The sequence below is a fragment of the Mesobaculum littorinae genome, from assembly GCF_004011175.1.
Taxonomy (GTDB): domain Bacteria; phylum Pseudomonadota; class Alphaproteobacteria; order Rhodobacterales; family Rhodobacteraceae; genus Tranquillimonas; species Tranquillimonas littorinae.
Genome location: NZ_RQXX01000001.1, coordinates 979588 through 996376, shown reverse-complemented (window position 1 = coordinate 996376; position 16789 = coordinate 979588). Strand labels below are relative to the sequence as shown.

Genomic DNA, 16789 nt, shown 5'->3' with positions numbered 1-16789 from the left:
AAAGGAAACGGCAGCGCAGGCGTTCGCGACGGGCCGGTGGTGGCAAAGATCACCTGTGCGGCACAAGCCGACCTGCGCGACGTCCGAGGGATCCGGGGCGTCCCGGGCGCGGACCCGGTGGAGAGACCGGGCCCTGCCGGCCCCTGCACAGAGCCGCGCCCGGACCTGAGCGCGTCGGGATCGCCTGAGGGCCGGTCAAAAGGACATCTTGGTGTAATCCGTCTCGTCCTCGTAAACCGTGTCGGCCGCGGCGACCTTGTGCACCTGCTCCAGCCGTCCGTCGCGCACCTGCGAAATCATCTGGTCGGCAAAGGCCTGGTGCGTCCTTCCGTTGAAGATCTTGCTGCCTTGGGGAAAGCGGTTGGACGCGTCGAAGCCGCCGATCGCCTCCATTGCCTCAAGAAATTCCGTCTTCTGCCCCGGGCCACGATAATCGGCGGCCTCCATCGCCTGCTTCATCGCGAACAGCGTCTCCCAGACCGAGAACATGTGCGCGTAGGTCGATACGTCCTGCGGATCGGAGAGGCTGGCGCCCATGGCGTCGACACCCACCCGGTCGCGGTAGAAGACATCAAAGGCGCTCTGGTCGTTCTGCGCGTGGCGGGGATGCCCCTCCCACAGGTAGGTGCCATCGAGGAACGCCAGCTGTGGGATGTCCAGCTTGACCGCCTCGAGGCTGTCGATGAAGCCGAAGATCTCGGGCCGGTTCGCGCCCAGGAACTCGCCCAGTTCGCGCACGAAGGTCAGCACAGCAGGGCCGACCATGACGTGATAGATCACCTCGGTCGAAAACGGGATCCGCGGCATGTAGCGGGTAAAGGACGTCTCGGCCGGTGGGATCGCGATCGAAGCCACGACCTCTCCGCCCTGCGCCTCGATCGCGGCGGTCATGTTGTCGCGGTGATCGTAGCCGAAGGCATAGTCGGGGTAGATCAGCGTGATCTTGCGGCCCAGGGTGTCGGCGATCCACGGCGCCATCGATCGAACCTGGCTTTTGACGTCGGACATCGAGGGCTGGAAGCAGTAGCGGTTGAACGCGCCCGCGGCCAGCGCATGGGTTTCCGAGCACAGGAAATAGGGCATCTTCAGCTCGCCCGCCCGGGGGGCGGTGGCGGCGACGACGTGGCTGAAGAGATGGCCGAACACCGCGTCGACCCGGTGTTCGGCGGCAAACTTCTCCATCACCTCGACGCCGCGGCGGGGGTCCGTGCCGTCATCCTCGACGATCATCTCGACGGGGCGGCCGTTGATGCCGCCCTCTTCGTTTATGACCTTCACCGCGGCGGCGGCGGTGCGTTCGTACCACCGCCCGTAGGAGGCGCCGACACCTGTGCGGTGGAACGGGGCCCCCAGACGGATCGCATCGCCCGCCTGCGCCGTGGCCCGACCGATGATACCGGGCATGGCAAGCGCCGCACCGCCCGCCGCCACGGTGGTCAGGAGCGCGCGCCGGGAGAGGGGCGCGGCGTGGTCAGGGGGCCGGGCGGTCCCGGCGGGAAGGTCGTTTGGGTGGTGGGCGTCGGGTCGCGCCGCGGTCCGGCTGGGGTGGCTGGGCATGATGTCCTGTCTCCGTCGAATGGCGCAGCCCGACCTCGGGCGTGGCGCAAGGGTCGGTACGCCGGGGGGCGTCGGCAGGGCAGGCCCTTAGTGACGCTGAACCGCCAAGTTGGCGCGAAGTCAACCATCCGCCTCGCGCTTTGTCCACCGACACGCGGCAGGCGGTCGCAATGGCCCGCGCCCGCGGGTCAGGCGATGCGGCCGCCCTGCTGGCGCGGCGTCTTTCCAAAGGCAGTGCGGTAGAGGCGAATGAAATCGCCGGGGCTCTGGAGGCCGCAGGCCACGGGCACCTCCGACACCGAAGGTCCGGTCCGCATTAGCAGGCGGCGTGCCCGTTTCAGCCGCAGCTCGGTATAGCACCGCCCGGGCGAGGTGTTGCGCGCCGCGCGGGAGCGGTTCCGCGACACCCTGCGCCGAAGCACCGCAGCGGGTCGGCCGCTGGCCAACACCGCGTTCCCCGAGATCACCGGAGATATGGCGGGCAATATCGATCTGCGGCCCTCGCTCCACCGCCTGCTGAACGATCACCCCCGCATCGGCACGGGCACGGACCTGGCGCAGGTCGCCGCCTGCGGGTCCGAGGATGTCGACCTCGCTGCCCTGAAGGCGCGGGAGGCCTTCGACGAGGGTCGCTGGCGGCGGCTGCACCCGACCGAGCGCAAGGACGTGATGATCCGGCTGTGCAAGCTGATGACGCGCAACGCTCGGGACCCGGCGGTGATGGAAAGCCTCGACACGGGCAAGGCGATCTAGGATTGCGAGACGGTCTACCAAGGCGGGCCCAGAATGCCCCCCCCCGAATAGGGCCCCGTGTGGTGCCCAACCCGGAAAGGCGCGTGGCCCGATCCCTCGGCGCGAACCTAGGCCTCGACCTTGACCTTGCCGATGGGGTTCGAGCAGCAGGCGAGGATGTAGCCCTCGGCAATGTCCTCGTCCGTGATCCCGCCGTTGTGGACCATGTGCACCTGGCCTTCGGTCTTCTTGATCTTGCAGGTGCCGCAGACGCCGAAGGTGCAGCCCGAAGGGATCGCCAGGCCCGCCGTGCGCGCCGCGCCCAGAAGCGTTTCGGTTTCCGAGCATTCGACGGTGACGCCGGACGAGACGAACTCGATCACGGCCTTGGCCTCTTCGTCCAGCGTGACGTCCTCGGGCACGTAGCCGGTTTCCGGCAGCGGCGCGTGGAAGCTTTCCTGGTGATAGTGAACCATGTCGAAGCCAAGGCCCGCCAATGCCTCGCGCACCGCGGTCATGAAGGGTTCGGGCCCGCAGCAGAAGACCTCGCGATCGAGGTAGTCCGGCGCGGCGAGGCCAAGGATCAGCTGGTTCAGGGTGCCCCGGTACCCGGTCCAAGGCTGATAGCGGTCGGTCTCTTCGATGACCCACGCCAGTTCGATCCCGGTGATCCGCGACGCCATGTGTTCCAGCCGCTCGCGAAAGATGATCTCGGACGGGCGGCGGGCGCAGTTGACGAACACGACGTCGGGGTCGCGCCCGGCGTCGTACATGTGCGTGATCATCGACATCATCGGGGTAATGCCCGAGCCGGCCGAGATGAACAGGTACTTTTCGGCCGGGTGGTCGAAATAGGAGAAACTGCCGCCCGGGCCCGTTGCCTTCAGACGCACGCCGGGGCGCAGGTGGTCGAGCATCCAGCGTGTGCCCAGCGACGCGTTCTGCGCCTTGACCGTCACCGTCAGGGATGTCGGCCGCGAGGGCGAGGACGACACCGTGTAGGTGCGGTGAAGCGGCCCCCCCGGCACCGGCAGTTCAAGCGTGATGAACTGCCCGGGCTTGAAGTGGAACAGCGCGCCGGACGGGGCCTGAAAGGTAAAGGTCACGACGTTCGGCGCCTCGGGGAGGGACGACACGCATTCCAGCGGCTCGGAGTCCGACCAGTATGCGATCGACTGGGGCAGGGACGTCATCCCGCTCATTCCGCGGCCATCGCCTGCGGGGTGACGCCGCGCTGCATGCTGCGAATATACCAGTCGATGAACTGCTCGACCCCGGTTTCCTGTTCGGGGCTGTAGGGGCCGGGCCGGTAGGCGGGCGAGTTGATGCCCTGCTGGTTGGCCTCGACGATTTCGCGATCCTCGTCGTTTGTGGCGATCCAGACCTCGGTCAGGCGCTTGAGGTCGTAGTCAACGCCCTCGACGGCATCGCGGTCGACCAGCCACGTGGTCGTGACCTCGGTCTCCTGCGGGCCGATGGGGACGACGCGGAACGTCAGCGAGATGTCGGGCAGGAAGTGATTCCATGTCGAGGGATAGTGGAACGCCAGAAGCGCCCCCGCGTCGGGCAGCGCCACCCGGCCGAGGGGGCGGCTGACGGCGGCCTTGCCGTCCATCGTGTAGCTGACCGCGGTGTCCTGCAGCGGCATCCGGGCAAGACGGTATTGCCCGGCGAAGCCCGCAAGCCGGAACTGCGCCGGGGCGCCGGCGGCGGCGCAGCGGTCGAAATGCGCCTGCAGCTTGTCCGAGATCGAGCCATCGGGCGACACGCCGGCAATCTCGGGGTCGGACGAGAAGGACCGGCAGAGCGCGGGGTGGGTCCCGCCGCAATGGTAGCATTCGCGGTTGTTTTCCCACACGAGCTTCCAGTTGCCTTTTTCGATGATGGTCGAGCTATAGGCCACCTTGGCGCGGTCGAGGTCATGCACCTCGAGATAGGGACGGGCGAGGTCGGCGAAGGCGTCGAAATCGGGCGCCTTTTCGGCGAGACAGATGTAGATCAGCCCGCAGAGGTTGCGCAGGTGCACCGGGCGCAGGCTGTACTTGCTGGGGTCGAAATCGGGGCCCATGTCGCGGGCCCACAGAAGCCGCCCGTCCAGTTCGTAGGTCCACTGGTGATAGGGGCAGACCAGCTTGGCAACATGGCCTTCGCGGGCCTTGCACAGCACCGACCCGCGGTGACGGCAGGAGTTGTGGAAGGCCCGGATCTCGCCGTCCGCGCCGCGCACGATGATCACGTTGTAGGCGCCGATCTGCACCTTGGCATAGGCACCGGTCTTGGTCAGCTGGCAGGCGGGGATGGCGTAAAGCCAGTCACGGTAGAACAGGGTATCGAGATCCGCATCATAGATGCCGGGATCGTTGTAGAACTCGCGTTCAAGTGAAAACCCGGGTTCGCGGCGCGACAGGAGTTCGGCGAGGGTGTGGGTCACGGGCGGCTACCTCCCAAGCGGGGTTCTGGTTTACTTGATCTGATGCCTTGCGCTAGGAGTTACCACGCGACAATGCCAAGAATTCTAATGTCGGGTTAGTTAAACTAACCTTGACGATTTCCGACATCTCCACGAGCGAATGCGACCTCATGGCCCGCCCTTACAACCTGCCGTCGATGACATCCCTGGTCTGTTTCGAGGCTGCCGCCCGAAGATTGAGCTTCAAGGAGGCCGCGGCCGAGCTGAACGTCACCCCCGCCGCGGTGAGTCACCAGATAAAGGGGCTCGAGGCCGAGCTGGCGCGCCCGTTGTTCCGGCGCCAGCACCGTGGCGTCGATCTGACCGAGACCGGCGCCTATCTTTTCGTAGCACTTCAGCGCGGGTTCGAGGGGATGTCGGACGCGGTGCGCGAGATCCGCGTCGCGGCGGAAAGCGAGGACGTGGTCATCCAGGCGACCACGACGGTCAGCGCCTTCTGGCTGACCCCGCAGATCGCCGCCTTCTGGCGCAGCCATCCCGATATCGTCGTGTCGCAGATGGTCAGCGACGTGACCGTTGTTGGCGGGCGGGCCGATCTGGGGATCCACTACGGCGCGGTCGACGCGGATGACGAGACCCACCGCCTGCTCTTCCACGACGAGATCGTTGCCGTCGGCACCCCGGCCTACGTGGCTGCGCATGGGATCACGCGGGCCGAGGACCTGCTGCACACCCCGCTCATTCACCTGGTGGCCGAGGAGACCGACTGGACCGGCTGGCCGGAATGGTTCGACAGCCTCGGGCTGGGCGCGCCGACGGGGCCGCGGCTGGCCGTCAACAACCACATGATCGCGCTGCAGCTGGCGCGCGACGGGGCCGGGGCGGTGCTGGGCTGGACCGGGCTGATCGGACCGCTTCTGGAAAGCGGAGAGCTGATGATCGCGGTGCCGGACCGCATGCCCTCGCCGCACGGGTTCTACCTGCGCACGCATCCCCGCGCCTCGGCCCGCGCGTGCACCTTCCGCGACTGGCTGGTCGCGGCGCAGCGCTAGTCGCGACCCGGTGGGGCGCATGCTGGGAAGAGGCGGGCGGGGAAGACGCGGGCGGGGAAGGGGCGTGGCGCCGGCGGGTTAGGCGGGGTCGGGCAGGTCGGCGAAGTGGGCGCGGAACCGCGCAAGCTCGGCCTCGGTCGCGGGCTGGCCTGCGTAGGTCTTCACGTAGGCGGGAATCCGCGCCAGCCGGTCGGCCCGGCTTTCGCGGGTCTGCATCGAGATATAGCCGATCTGCACCAGATAGATCGTCCGGGCGCGAACATCGGCCTCTTCGGCCGCGTATCCGAATCGGGCGAACATGGCCCGGATCGCGGCCAGACGGCGCAGATCGGCCTCGGCCACCTTGTCCATCACCGCCGTCGCGCCGTGGGCCCAGCCGCGCACCGCGAGGTCGAACCGCGGCACGAAGCGGCTTTCGTCGAGGAACACGGCGAGCAGGTTCAGAACCGCCTCGGCGATGGTGTCGGCATAGGCCTCGCATCCGGCGACCAGTGCCGCGGTGTTCGTCGCCTCCCAGTCGTCCAGAAGCGCTTCTAGGATCGCGGCGCGGTCCTTGAAGAACCAGTAGAAACTGGTGCGCGACAGGTTCAGCCCCGAGGCCAGCGGCTGGATCTTCACCGCGTCGATGCCGTTTTCCAGAAACGCCGTGCGCGCCGCGTCCAGCCATACCTCGCGCGAGCCGCGCCAGCCCTTCGCGTCGTCGCTGTTATCCACGGTCTCGCCCATGGGCGGTGTGTATCCCCGCCGCGCCCCGGATCGCAACACTGAAATGAACAGCGATGAACGCGAACTTGACGCAACTGCACATTCTGTGGAATCGCTCGGGTCAGCAAGGGAGATCTTGATGACCAGCGATCCGCTCCTCCAGCCGTACCAGCTCAAGCACCTGACCCTGAAGAACCGGCTGATGATCACCAGCCACGAACCCGCCTACCCCGAGGACGGCATGCCGAAGGAGCGGTACCGCGCCTACCATGCCGAACGGGCGCGGGCCGGCGTGGCGATGACCATGACCGCCGGATCGGCCAGCGTGGCGCGGGACAGCCCGCCGGTCTTCAACAACATCCTGGCTTGGAAGGACGAGGTCGTCGGCTGGATGAAGCAGCTGACCGACGAATGCCACGACCACGGCTGCGCGGTGATGATCCAGCTGACGCATCTTGGCCGCCGCACCCGGTGGGACAAGGCCGACTGGCTGCCCGTCGTGTCGGCAGGGCACGAGCGTGAACCCTCGCACAAGGCGTTCCCAAAACTGGCCGAGGACTGGGACATCGCCCGAATCATCGAGGATTATGCCAGCGCCGCCGAACGGATGAAGGCCGCGGGGCTCGACGGGATCGAGATCCAGGCCTACGGGCACCTGATGGACCAGTTCTGGTCGCCGCTGACGAACGACCTGGACGGCCCCTATGGCGGCAGCCTCGACAACCGGTTGCGCTTCACCTTCGAGACGCTCAAGGCGATCCGCGACCGTTGCGGCGAGGATTTCCTGCTGGGCGTGCGTTACACCGGCGACGAAGATCTGCCGGGCGGCCTGTCGCGCGACGACGGTCTCGAGATTTCGCGCCGGCTCAAGGATAGCGGTCTGGTCGATTTCCTGAACGTCGTGAAAGGGCATATCGACACCGACGCGGGCCTGACCGATGTGATCCCGGTGCAGGGCATGCGCAGCGCGCCGCATCTGGATTTCGCGGGCGAGGTGCGTGCGGCCACGCAATTCCCCACCTTCCATGCCGCCAAGATCCAGGATGTCGCGACCGCGCGGCATGCCATCGCCAGCGGCAAGCTGGACATGGTGGGGATGACCCGGGCGCATATGGCCGATCCGCATATCGTGGCCAAGATCATGCGCGGCGAAGAGGACCGCATCCGGCCCTGCGTCGGCGCGAATTATTGCCTCGACCGGATCTATCAGGGCGGCATGGCGCTGTGCCTGCACAACGCCGCGACGGGGCGCGAGCTGGAGCAGCCGCATGTCGCCGTCCCCGCGGAAACGGCGCGTCGGGTGGTGATCCTCGGCGCCGGCCCGGCGGGGCTTGAGGCCGCGCGCGTCGCGGCCGAGCGTGGGCACGAGGTGATCGTGCACGAGGCCGCGAATGATCCCGGCGGGCAGGTGCGGCTGACGGCGCAGACGCCGCGGCGGCACGAGATGATGCAGCTGATTCAGTGGCGCTTTGCCGAATGCGAACGCATGGGCGTGACCTTCCGCTTCAACAGCTTCGCCGACGCGGGCACGGTGCGGGAGGAAAATCCCGACGTGGTGATCGTGGCCACGGGCGGTCTGCCGCATACCGAGGTTCTGAGCGCGGGCGACGATCTGGTCGTGTCGGCCTGGGACATCCTGTCGGGCGACGCACAGCCGGGATCGAACGTGCTGATCTACGACGACGCGGGCGATTATGCCGCGTTGCAGGCGGCCGAGAAGATCGCCGCCACCGGCGCCCGGGTCGAGATCATGACCCGCGACCGGGGCTTTGCGTCCGAGGTCATGGCGATGTCGCTGACGCCTGCGGTGCGCGAGCTTCAGGCGCGCGACGTGACCTTTTCCGTGCTCTGGCGGCTGGACGCCGTCCGGCGCGACGGCAACGCGCTCTGCGCGTCGGTCGGAAGCGATTACGGCGGCAAGGGCCCCGACCGGCATGTCGATCAGGTCGTCGTCAATCATGGCACGCGCCCGCTCGACGACGTGTATTTCGAATTGCGTCCCGGCTCCACCAACCTGGGCGAGGTCGATTACGAGGCGCTGGTCGCGGGCAACCCGCAAAACATCACGCGCAATCCTGAGGGCCGCTACCAGCTGTTCCGCATCGGCGATGCGGTGGCCGCGCGCAACACCCACGCGGCGATCTACGACGCGCTGCGCCTGGTCAAATCGATCTGATCCGCGCCGCCCCCGGTCCAACCAGTCCGGGGGCGGGTGCCGCCTTTGCCCGGGCGCCGCGCTGCCGCTCTACCATGCATCGGCGAAGTGGCGTGGCGGCGCGGCCCGGGCGACAGTCCGACGCCGCCCGCGCAGGGCAGGGCGCGCGATCTCGATGCACCTTGGACTTGGGTTGCGGCGGAGTGTCGCACAAGATCATATTCTTGTATGCAATTCGTCGGGTATCCTCGGGTTTGCGTAAGCGCCTCAGGGTTGCTTTGTGTCGGCCGAGGGACCTTTGGATACAGCCCCGCATTTCCCGCCCACTCGCCGTGCCTGGGCGTCACTGGGCCGCGTGTGGCGGCGGCTGACCGGGGGGCGCGGCCGCGCCCGGGTGCCCGTTACTTGTGCTTCGCCTGAAATCGTAGCACCTACGAACCTCCGCCTTGGGTCTTGAGAAGGGGTAGCGCATGGCCAGCACGGGGACGTTGCTTGAGGTCGACGACCTGTCGATCGCGTTCGGTCCGAAATCCGTGGTCCAGAACCTCTCGTTCAGCGTCGGCAAGGGCGAAACCCTCGCGATCGTGGGCGAAAGCGGGTCGGGAAAGTCCGTCACCTCGCTCGCGACGATGGGGCTGTTGCGGCATGTCGGCGGCTCGGTCACCTCGGGTCGAATCACGCTGTACGAAGAGACCGGTCCGCTTGAGATCACGAAGGCCGACGATGCCACCCTGCGCCGGGTGCGCGGCAACCGTATCGCGATGATCTTCCAGGAACCGATGAGCTCGCTCGATCCGGTCTTCACCATCGGCGATCAGATATCCGAGGCGCTGCGCCTGCATCGCGGCCTGTCACGCAAGGATGCGCGGACCGAGGCGATCCGCCTTCTGGACCTCGTGCGCATGCCCAACGCGCGCGACCAGCTGGGGCGGTATCCGCACCAGTTGTCGGGCGGCATGCGGCAGCGGGTGATGATCGCGATGGCGGTGTCGTGCCACCCCGATCTGCTGATCGCGGACGAACCGACGACCGCGCTCGACGTCACGATCCAGGCGCAGATCCTGCAGATCATCCGCGACATGCAGGACGAACTGGGAACCGCGGTCATCTTCATCAGCCATGACATGGGCGTGGTGTCGCAGATGGCCGACCGGGTGGTCGTGATGCGCCACGGCAAGACGGTCGAGACCGGCACGGTGCGTGACGTGATCCTGTCGCCGCAGGCCGAGTATACCCGCACGCTGATGGCGGCGGTGCCGAAGATCGGCGCGATGAAGGGCGCGGACGCGCCGAAGCCCTTCGCCCTGACGGGCGAGGGCGACGCGGCCTTCGACCACCCCGCGCCGAAGTATGGCGATCCTCTGGTCAAGCTCGAGGGCGTGACCACGCGCTATGACCTGACCTCGGGCTTCCTGGGCCGGGTGACGCACCGCGTCCATGCCGCGGAAAACATCAGCTTCGACATCGTGCCGGGCGAGACGCTGGCGCTGGTGGGCGAATCCGGCTCGGGCAAATCGACGGTCGGCAAGACTCTGCAGCAGCTGGTCCAGCCCATCTCGGGGCGCGTGCTCTATCGCGGCACCGACATCTTTGCCCTGCAAGAGGCCGAGCGGAAGCGGTTCAAGCGCGAAATCCAGTACGTGTTCCAGGATCCCTACGGATCGCTCAACCCGCGCCGGACGGTCAAGCAGTCGCTGACCGAACCCATGGCCACGCACGGCCTGTTGCGCGATCCCGACGGCCAGGTGGCGGACCTGCTCGAGGCGGTGGGCCTGTCGGCAGACCATGCCGACCGGCTTCCGCACGAGTTCTCGGGCGGCCAGCGGCAGCGGATCTGCATCGCCCGGGCGCTGGCGGTCGAGCCGGGGCTGATCATCGCGGACGAGGCGGTTTCGGCGCTGGACGTCAGCGTGCAGGCGCAGGTGCTGAACCTGATGATGCGGCTGCAGGCCGAGCGGGGGCTCGCTTATCTCTTCATCAGCCACGACATGGCCGTGGTCGAACGGGTCAGCCATCGCATCGCCGTCATGTACCTGGGCGAGATCGTCGAGATGGGCACCCGCCGGCAGATCTTCGAGAACCCGCAGCATCCCTACACGCGTCGCCTGCTGGCGGCGGTGCCCGTGCTCGACCCCGAGACGCCGCCGAAGCGTGTCGAACTGGGGCGCGACATCCCCAGCCCCGTGCGTGCGGTGGATGCGCCGCTGCAAAGCCACGGGTTCATCGAGGTGGCGCCCGGCCACATCCTGGCCGACGACCATCATCTGTTCGAAAAAGCACTGCAGGAAGGTATCCAAGCATGAGACTCAATCTCTCCACCGTCTTCGCCGCAGGGATCTGCGCAAGCCTCGCGGCGCCCGCCGCGGCGCAGGACATCCTGACCGTCGCGCAGCGGCAGGACCCGCAGAACTGGGACCCGGTCGACACCTTCCTCGTGGCCTGGGGATCGGTCGCCAGCAACATCTACGACGGCCTTGTCCGCCGTGACGAGAACCTCGACCTTCAGCCCGGGCTTGCCGAAAGCTGGGAGGTGCTGGACGAGGGCATGCGCCTGCGCTTCAAGCTGCGCGAAGGCGTCAGCTTTCACAATGGCGAACCCTTCGACGCCGAGGCGGTGAAGTACACCTTCGACCGTCTTCTGGGCGAGGTCGGTGGCACCGGCCCGCAGCAATCGAACTACACCACCATCGACCATGTCGAGATCATCGACGACTACACCGTCGATTTCCACATGGCGCAGCCCGATCCGGTCATGCTGACCAAGCTTGCCGGCTACGGCGCGATGATCGTGCCGCCCGACTACATCGAGGAAGTGGGCGAGGAAGAATTCGACATGAACCCGGTCGGTACCGGCCCGTTCAAGTTCGAAAGCTACACCCAGGGCGCGCAGGTCGAGCTGTCCGCGAACGAGGACTATTTCGATGGCGTGCCCGAGGTCGACGGCCTCGTCTTCCGCTTCATCCGCGAAGACGCGACGCGGCTGGCCGAGCTTCAGTCGGGCGCGGTCGACATCATGGCGGACGTGGCGTTTTCGGCCGTGCCGACGATCGACTCCGCGGGCAACCTCGAAATCGTGTCGGTGCCCGGGCCCACGATCTACTCTCTGGCGCTGAAGACCGTCGAGCCCGCGGCCACCGCGGACCTGCGCGTGCGCAAGGCGCTGAACATGGCGATCGACAAGCAGGCGCTGATCGATGCCTTCCTCGCCGGACGCGGCCAGCCGATCGACAGTCTTCAGGGCGAATTGTCCTTCGGCTACGATCCCGAGATGGAAGGCTACGCCTATGATCCCGAAGCGGCGCGGGCGCTGCTGGAAGAGGCCGGCGTGCCGCAGGGCGCCGAGATGACCATCGACTACCGGGCCGGCAATTCGACCTTCAACGAGGTCGCGCAGGCGCTGACCGGCTTCTTCGCGAACGTGGGCCTGAAGGTCGGGCTGAACCCGATCGAGGACGGCGTGTTCCTGAACGAGATCGTCCCGCAGGGTCGGACCAACGAGATGTACCAGTTCAGCTGGGGCGGCTGGACCTTCGATTTCGACAACACCGCGTACCTGTCCTACCACGAAGGCGAAAAGTGGAACCCCTACGGCACCTCGGAAGAGATGAACGCGCTGCTCGAAGAGCAACGCAACTCGACCGACCAGGCGGAGCGCGAGGAGATCCTGCAAGAGATCGCCCGTCTCGCCCATGAAGAGGCGTACCACATCCCGCTTTACAACGAAGAGACGGTCTATGCCGTCGCCGACGGGGTCGAGGGGTTCGTGCCTGCCCCCGACAAGCGGCTGCGCCTGAACAGCGTCAGCCTTTCGGACCAGTAACCCCCCACCCGGCGCCGGTTCTTCCGGCGCCGGCCACCGGCAGGAGCAGCCATGCCAGTCATAGGCTTCATCGCGAAGCGGGGATTGCAGGCCCTGTTCGTCCTCTTCGTGGTCACCCTCTTCATCTCGTTCGCGATCCGCCTGACGGGCGACCCCGCCGTGATGATGCTGCGCGAAAGCGCCAACGTCTCGGCCGACGACCTGGCGCGCGTGCGCGAAGGGCTCGGGCTGGATCGCCCGTTCCTCGTCCAGTACTGGGATTTCGTCTCGGGCCTCTTCACGGGCGACCTGGGCAACAGTTTCTTCCGCGGTCCCATCGCGCCCATCGTCACCGGCGCGCTGGGGGCGACGTTGCTTCTGGCGATGACCTCGCTGATCGTGTCGCTGCTCATCTCGATCCCGCTCGGGATCTACGCCGCGCGCCACCGCGGCAGCTTCGGTGACCAGGTGATCCGGGTGCTGTCGCTGGCGGGGCTGTCGTTCCCGAACTTCTGGCTCGGCATCATGCTGATCCTGATCTTCTCGGTCACGCTGCGCTGGCTGCCGGCCTCGGGGCTGACCGGCCCGGCCTCGCTGATCATGCCGGCCGTGACAATCGGCGTCATCCTGACCGCCACCAACCTGCGCATCGTGCGGACCACGATGCTCGAGGTGCTGTCGGCGCAGTTCATCATGGTCGCCCGCGCCAAGGGGCTGAGCGAACGGTCGGTGATCTACAAGCACGCGCTGCGGAACTCGTCGATCGCGCTGGTCACCTACCTCGGGCTGCAGTTCGGGACCCTGATGGGCGGGCTCGTGGTGGTCGAGCTGGTGTTCAACTGGCCCGGCATGGGCACACTGGCGGTCGAGGCGATTTCGCAGCGCGACTATCCCATCCTGCAAACCGTCATCTCGATCCTCGCGATCATGATCGTCCTCGTGAACCTGATCGTCGATTTGGTCTACATGGCGCTCGACCCGCGCATCCGGCTGGAGTGATCCAATGAGAGCCTTCCGCAGCTTCGAATTCACCGCCGGCCTGATCCTGACCGGGATCATGGGCCTGGCCGTGATCCTGTCGCCCCTGCTGTTTCCCGGTGGCGGGATGGGGCAGGACCTGGTCGCCCGACTGACCCCGCCCCTGACCAGCGCCGAATATCCCCTGGGCACCGATCCGCTGGGGCGCGACATCCTGGCCCGCGTCGTCGTGGGCGGCCGGATCTCGTTCTTCGTGGGCATCGTCTCGGCCCTGGGCGCCGTCGTCATCGGCACGGTCATCGGGCTTTTCGCCGGCTACTACCGCGGGCCGTGGGACATGTTCCTGATGCGCTTCGCCGACATCCAGCTTGCACTGCCCTTCATTCTGCTGGCGATGACCGTCATCGCCATCATCGGTCCCGGGCTCGACCGGATCATCATCCTGATGATCGTCGCGCAATGGGTGCAATACGCCCGGCTGATCCGCGGCTCGGTCCTGTCGCTGCGCCAGTCCGAATACGTGCAGGCGGCGAAAAGCTACGGGCTGGGCGATTTGCGCATCCTCTTCGTGCACATCCTGCCCAACGCGATGGGGCCGCTCGTCATCCTGGGCACGCTGAACGTGGCCAACAACATCCTGCTGGAAAGCAGCCTGACCTTCCTCGGACTGGGCATCGACCCGCTGATCCCCAGCTGGGGCGGCATGCTGGCCGACGGCCGCAACTACATCCAGACCGCGCCCTGGGTCACCATCTTTCCCGGGCTCGCCATCATGATGACCGTGCTGGGGCTGAACCTGCTGGGCGACTGGCTGCGCGACCGGCTGGATCCGCTGGGGCAGACCAAATGACCGATTTGCTGAATCTGACCCTGCCGCGCACGCTCGACACGCTGCCCGAAAACGCGGCGACGGCTTGGACCTTCGACAGCGTCACCGACCGCCGCGCCGCCGAACGGCGCGCGCAGGCACGGGGCCGGGCCCTGCGCGTGCGCTCGGCCTACAAGACCTTGCTGCACGACGTGGTCGAGGACGGCCTGCTTGAGGGCGCCACCCGCGCGGTGATCCGCTATCCCGTGGTGGCGGGCGCCGATGCGGACAGGTTCCGCCTGGAATGCTACCCTCTGCATGCGCTGGTCGAGGGCTGCGAGATCCGGTTCGAGCCCCAGCCAGAGCATCCGGCCGAGGACGCGGCCTACGAGATCGAGACCGACCTGGGACAGCACCGCGTGCGCGTGCCCGTTCGCTGGCGCGACGGCGCCGACGGGCGGCCCGTTCTGGCGGGCTGCGGCCTGGTCGCGATGCGGGACGGGGGCGAGGCGCCGCTTTACACCGACTACGAACGGCTTTTCGACGAGATCTGCGGCGTGATCGCGGCGCTCCCCCTCGATCCGCTGACGCCCGACGAACCCGAAGGCCCGTTCTTCGACCGTCTCGAGATCGACGCGACGGTCCCGGCCGAGGACATGGTCCTGCCCGTGGGGTGCGAGACCGTGTCGCTGGCCGAGGCGCTGCACGAGGAGATCTATTTCGCCAGCCTCGAGATCTTTCGCGCGCGGCTGGGGCTGGACCCCGGGCAACGTTCTGTCTGCTTGGGGCAGGTGGTGCCGCGGATCCGTGTCGGTGCGGCGCCGTCGGTCACCATGCGTCTGGCCGCGGCGGCGCCCGACCGCGACAGCGACCGGGGCGGGCGCCCGTCGCTCGATGCCGCGACGCATTGGCTGATGCCGTCCGAGATCGCGGCCCATCTGGCAGCACTCGGCGGCACGCCCTATGCCTGCCGGTCGCGGCAGGGGCGCGAGGTGTCGGGCCGGATGATCGAGGGCACGGGCCCCGCGCGGCTGGCGATCTCGGCCGGGCAGCATCCCAACGAAAGCTCGCCCATGGTCGGCGCATTGCGGGCGGCCCGCGATCTGGCTGCCGAGGGGCGCGTCAGCTTCACCGTCAATCCGCTGGAGAATCCCGACGGCTATGCGCTGTTTCGCGAACTTTGCGCGATTCACCCCAACCACATGCATCACGCGGCGCGCTATACGGCCAGCGGCGCGGATCTCAGCCACGGGGCAGGGCGGCACGAAAGCGCGATCCGCGATCTGGCGCGTGCCCGGCTGGCGGCGCCGGTACATGTGAACCTTCACGGCTATCCGGCGCATGAATGGACCCGGCCACTGTCGGGCTACATTCCCGACGGCTTTGCCCAGTGGACGATCCCCAAGGGGTTCTTTTTGATCCTGCGCTATGATCCGGCGGAGGAGGCTCTGGCGGCCGAGGTGGCGCAGGCTGCGGTCCAGGCGCTTGCCGATTTCCCCGACCTGGCGGCGCAGAACCGGCGGATGCTGAACCTCTACGACCGGTACGTCGCCAGCCGCGCCTTCGAGGTCGAGGCGGGATGCATCCCGATCACCCGCCGTGCCGAGGGTGATCCGGGTTACCCCGTGAGCCTGATTACCGAAGCCGCGGACGAGACGATCTATGGCGAGGATTTCCGCATCGCGCAGGAAGGCCAGTATCGTGTCGTCCGCGCCGTAGCCGCTTTGCTGGAGCGCCGCGCCGACGCCTGACGCGCCGACCCTGCTGTCATCCGGTTTTCGTACCGGGCGGCGGGGGCGCCATAGGGCAGGGCGTCTTTTGCCTGCATGATGGGTGGGCTTGGCCGGGTGGGCCGATCCGCACGGTGGGTCCGCCTCACCTGGTCTGGCTCCCTTTATGAGCCCGAAGGGCCACCGGGCGGCGCTGCGTCATCCGCTGCAAGGGGGCGAAGGCCCTGCCCATCACCGGCAAACCTTGAATGCGCCACGGGCGCTGTGCGGGAACGTCGGACCTGGTGAATGGTGCTGCCGGAGAGATTTGAACTCTCGACCTCTCCCTTACCAAGGGAGTGCTCTACCCCTGAGCTACGGCAGCCTGCCTCGTCGATCCGCCGCGGCGGAGAGGGGCCTTTGCGCCGCCCGACCGTCCCGTGCGGGGCCGTCCTGCGGTGCGTGGCGGGTGAATAGACGGATGCGTCGCGGGGCGCAAGACGGAAATCCGCCTGTTTTCGTCGCGACACCCTGCAATGGCGGCGCGCCGGGCCGGGGATGTCGGCAGAGGCCTGCCATGCCGCCGACACGCGCGGCGGATTCTGGACCCCGGCGGATGGCTGCGCTAGACAGGCCCCATGACACAAGGCTCAGGCTCCGACGACAGGCAGGGCAAGACCGGAGCGGGCGGCGCACAGCACAGGGCCGACCGTCTGAAGGCCGCGTTGAAGGCCAACCTCGGCCGACGCAAGGCGCAGGCCCGCAGCCGCGCCGCTGCACCCCGCGGGGCGCAGGACGGCGAGGCGGGGGCGGGCCCCGGGGAACAGGACGCGGCACCGGACGACGATCCGGGCCGCAGCACATAACAGGCGCGGGGGCTAGAT

13 protein-coding genes, 1 tRNA gene and 1 pseudogene are annotated in these 16789 nt (G+C 67.4%); 9 read left to right on the top strand and 6 right to left on the bottom strand.

The features are described 5' to 3' along the window. Window positions 1-195: 195 nt before the first annotated feature. Window positions 196-1557 carry an ABC transporter substrate-binding protein gene (locus EKE94_RS04590; RefSeq protein WP_127905380.1) on the bottom strand — a complete coding sequence of 454 codons (1362 nt, stop codon included), beginning with the start codon at window positions 1555-1557 and terminating at the stop codon, window positions 196-198. Between the two features lie 188 nt (window positions 1558-1745). Beyond that, window positions 1746-1964: a helix-turn-helix domain-containing protein gene (locus EKE94_RS19195; RefSeq protein ID WP_407940868.1), complete on the bottom strand. Its 219-nt coding sequence runs from the start codon at window positions 1962-1964 to the stop codon at window positions 1746-1748. A 133-nt stretch (window positions 1965-2097) separates the two neighbouring features. Here EKE94_RS19195 and EKE94_RS04580 point away from each other — a divergent pair. After that, window positions 2098-2307: pseudogene (locus tag EKE94_RS04580) on the top strand (aldehyde dehydrogenase family protein); the annotation flags it as partial. A gap of 110 nt (window positions 2308-2417) precedes the next feature. Here the strand turns inward: EKE94_RS04580 and EKE94_RS04575 are convergent. Together EKE94_RS04575 and EKE94_RS04570 are read right to left on the bottom strand one after the other, a co-directional pair. After that, the gene (locus EKE94_RS04575; protein ID WP_127905379.1) at window positions 2418-3482 is read right to left on the bottom strand and encodes a hybrid-cluster NAD(P)-dependent oxidoreductase; all 1065 of its coding nucleotides are present in this window, start codon (window positions 3480-3482) and stop codon (window positions 2418-2420) included. A gap of 5 nt (window positions 3483-3487) precedes the next feature. Beyond that, window positions 3488-4720, bottom strand: coding sequence for an aromatic ring-hydroxylating oxygenase subunit alpha (locus tag EKE94_RS04570; RefSeq protein WP_127905378.1), 1233 nt, complete (start codon window positions 4718-4720; stop codon window positions 3488-3490). A 149-nt stretch (window positions 4721-4869) separates the two neighbouring features. On the opposite strand from EKE94_RS04570, the gene EKE94_RS04565 reads away from it, so the two are divergent. Beyond that, complete coding sequence (locus tag EKE94_RS04565; RefSeq protein ID WP_127905377.1) at window positions 4870-5751, top strand: LysR substrate-binding domain-containing protein; 882 nt, start codon at window positions 4870-4872, stop codon at window positions 5749-5751. A 78-nt stretch (window positions 5752-5829) separates the two neighbouring features. Here EKE94_RS04565 and EKE94_RS04560 read toward each other — a convergent pair whose 3' ends face one another. After that, entirely contained in the window at window positions 5830-6477 is a 648-nt protein-coding gene (locus EKE94_RS04560) for a TetR/AcrR family transcriptional regulator (RefSeq protein ID WP_127905376.1), read from the bottom strand. Window positions 6478-6595: 118 nt separating this feature from the next. Here EKE94_RS04560 and EKE94_RS04555 point away from each other — a divergent pair, with 118 nt between their 5' ends. From EKE94_RS04555 to EKE94_RS04530, 6 genes are all read left to right on the top strand, one after another. Then, window positions 6596-8632, top strand: coding sequence for an NADH:flavin oxidoreductase (locus EKE94_RS04555; RefSeq protein ID WP_127905375.1), 2037 nt, complete (start codon window positions 6596-6598; stop codon window positions 8630-8632). Window positions 8633-9081: 449 nt separating this feature from the next. Next, window positions 9082-10914, top strand: a complete 1833-nt coding sequence (locus tag EKE94_RS04550; RefSeq protein WP_127905374.1) for an ABC transporter ATP-binding protein — start codon at window positions 9082-9084, stop codon at window positions 10912-10914. Further along, the gene (locus tag EKE94_RS04545) at window positions 10911-12431 is read left to right on the top strand and encodes an ABC transporter substrate-binding protein (RefSeq protein ID WP_127905373.1); all 1521 of its coding nucleotides are present in this window, start codon (window positions 10911-10913) and stop codon (window positions 12429-12431) included. The genes EKE94_RS04550 and EKE94_RS04545 overlap by 4 nt, the downstream gene beginning before the upstream one ends. Before the next feature lie 51 nt (window positions 12432-12482). Further along, window positions 12483-13409: an ABC transporter permease gene (locus EKE94_RS04540; RefSeq protein ID WP_127905372.1), complete on the top strand. Its 927-nt coding sequence runs from the start codon at window positions 12483-12485 to the stop codon at window positions 13407-13409. A gap of 4 nt (window positions 13410-13413) precedes the next feature. Beyond that, complete coding sequence (locus tag EKE94_RS04535; protein ID WP_127905371.1) at window positions 13414-14238, top strand: ABC transporter permease; 825 nt, start codon at window positions 13414-13416, stop codon at window positions 14236-14238. Continuing rightward, window positions 14235-15947: a M14 family metallopeptidase gene (locus tag EKE94_RS04530; RefSeq protein ID WP_127905370.1), complete on the top strand. Its 1713-nt coding sequence runs from the start codon at window positions 14235-14237 to the stop codon at window positions 15945-15947. Before EKE94_RS04535 ends, EKE94_RS04530 begins: the two co-directional genes overlap by 4 nt. 268 nt (window positions 15948-16215) lie before the next feature. On the opposite strand, the gene EKE94_RS04525 is transcribed toward EKE94_RS04530, so the two are convergent. Continuing rightward, a tRNA-Thr gene (locus EKE94_RS04525) sits at window positions 16216-16290 on the bottom strand. A 253-nt stretch (window positions 16291-16543) separates the two neighbouring features. Here EKE94_RS04525 and EKE94_RS04520 point away from each other — a divergent pair. Then, window positions 16544-16771, top strand: coding sequence for a hypothetical protein (locus EKE94_RS04520; RefSeq protein ID WP_127905369.1), 228 nt, complete (start codon window positions 16544-16546; stop codon window positions 16769-16771). The last annotated feature ends 18 nt before the right edge of the window (window positions 16772-16789 follow it).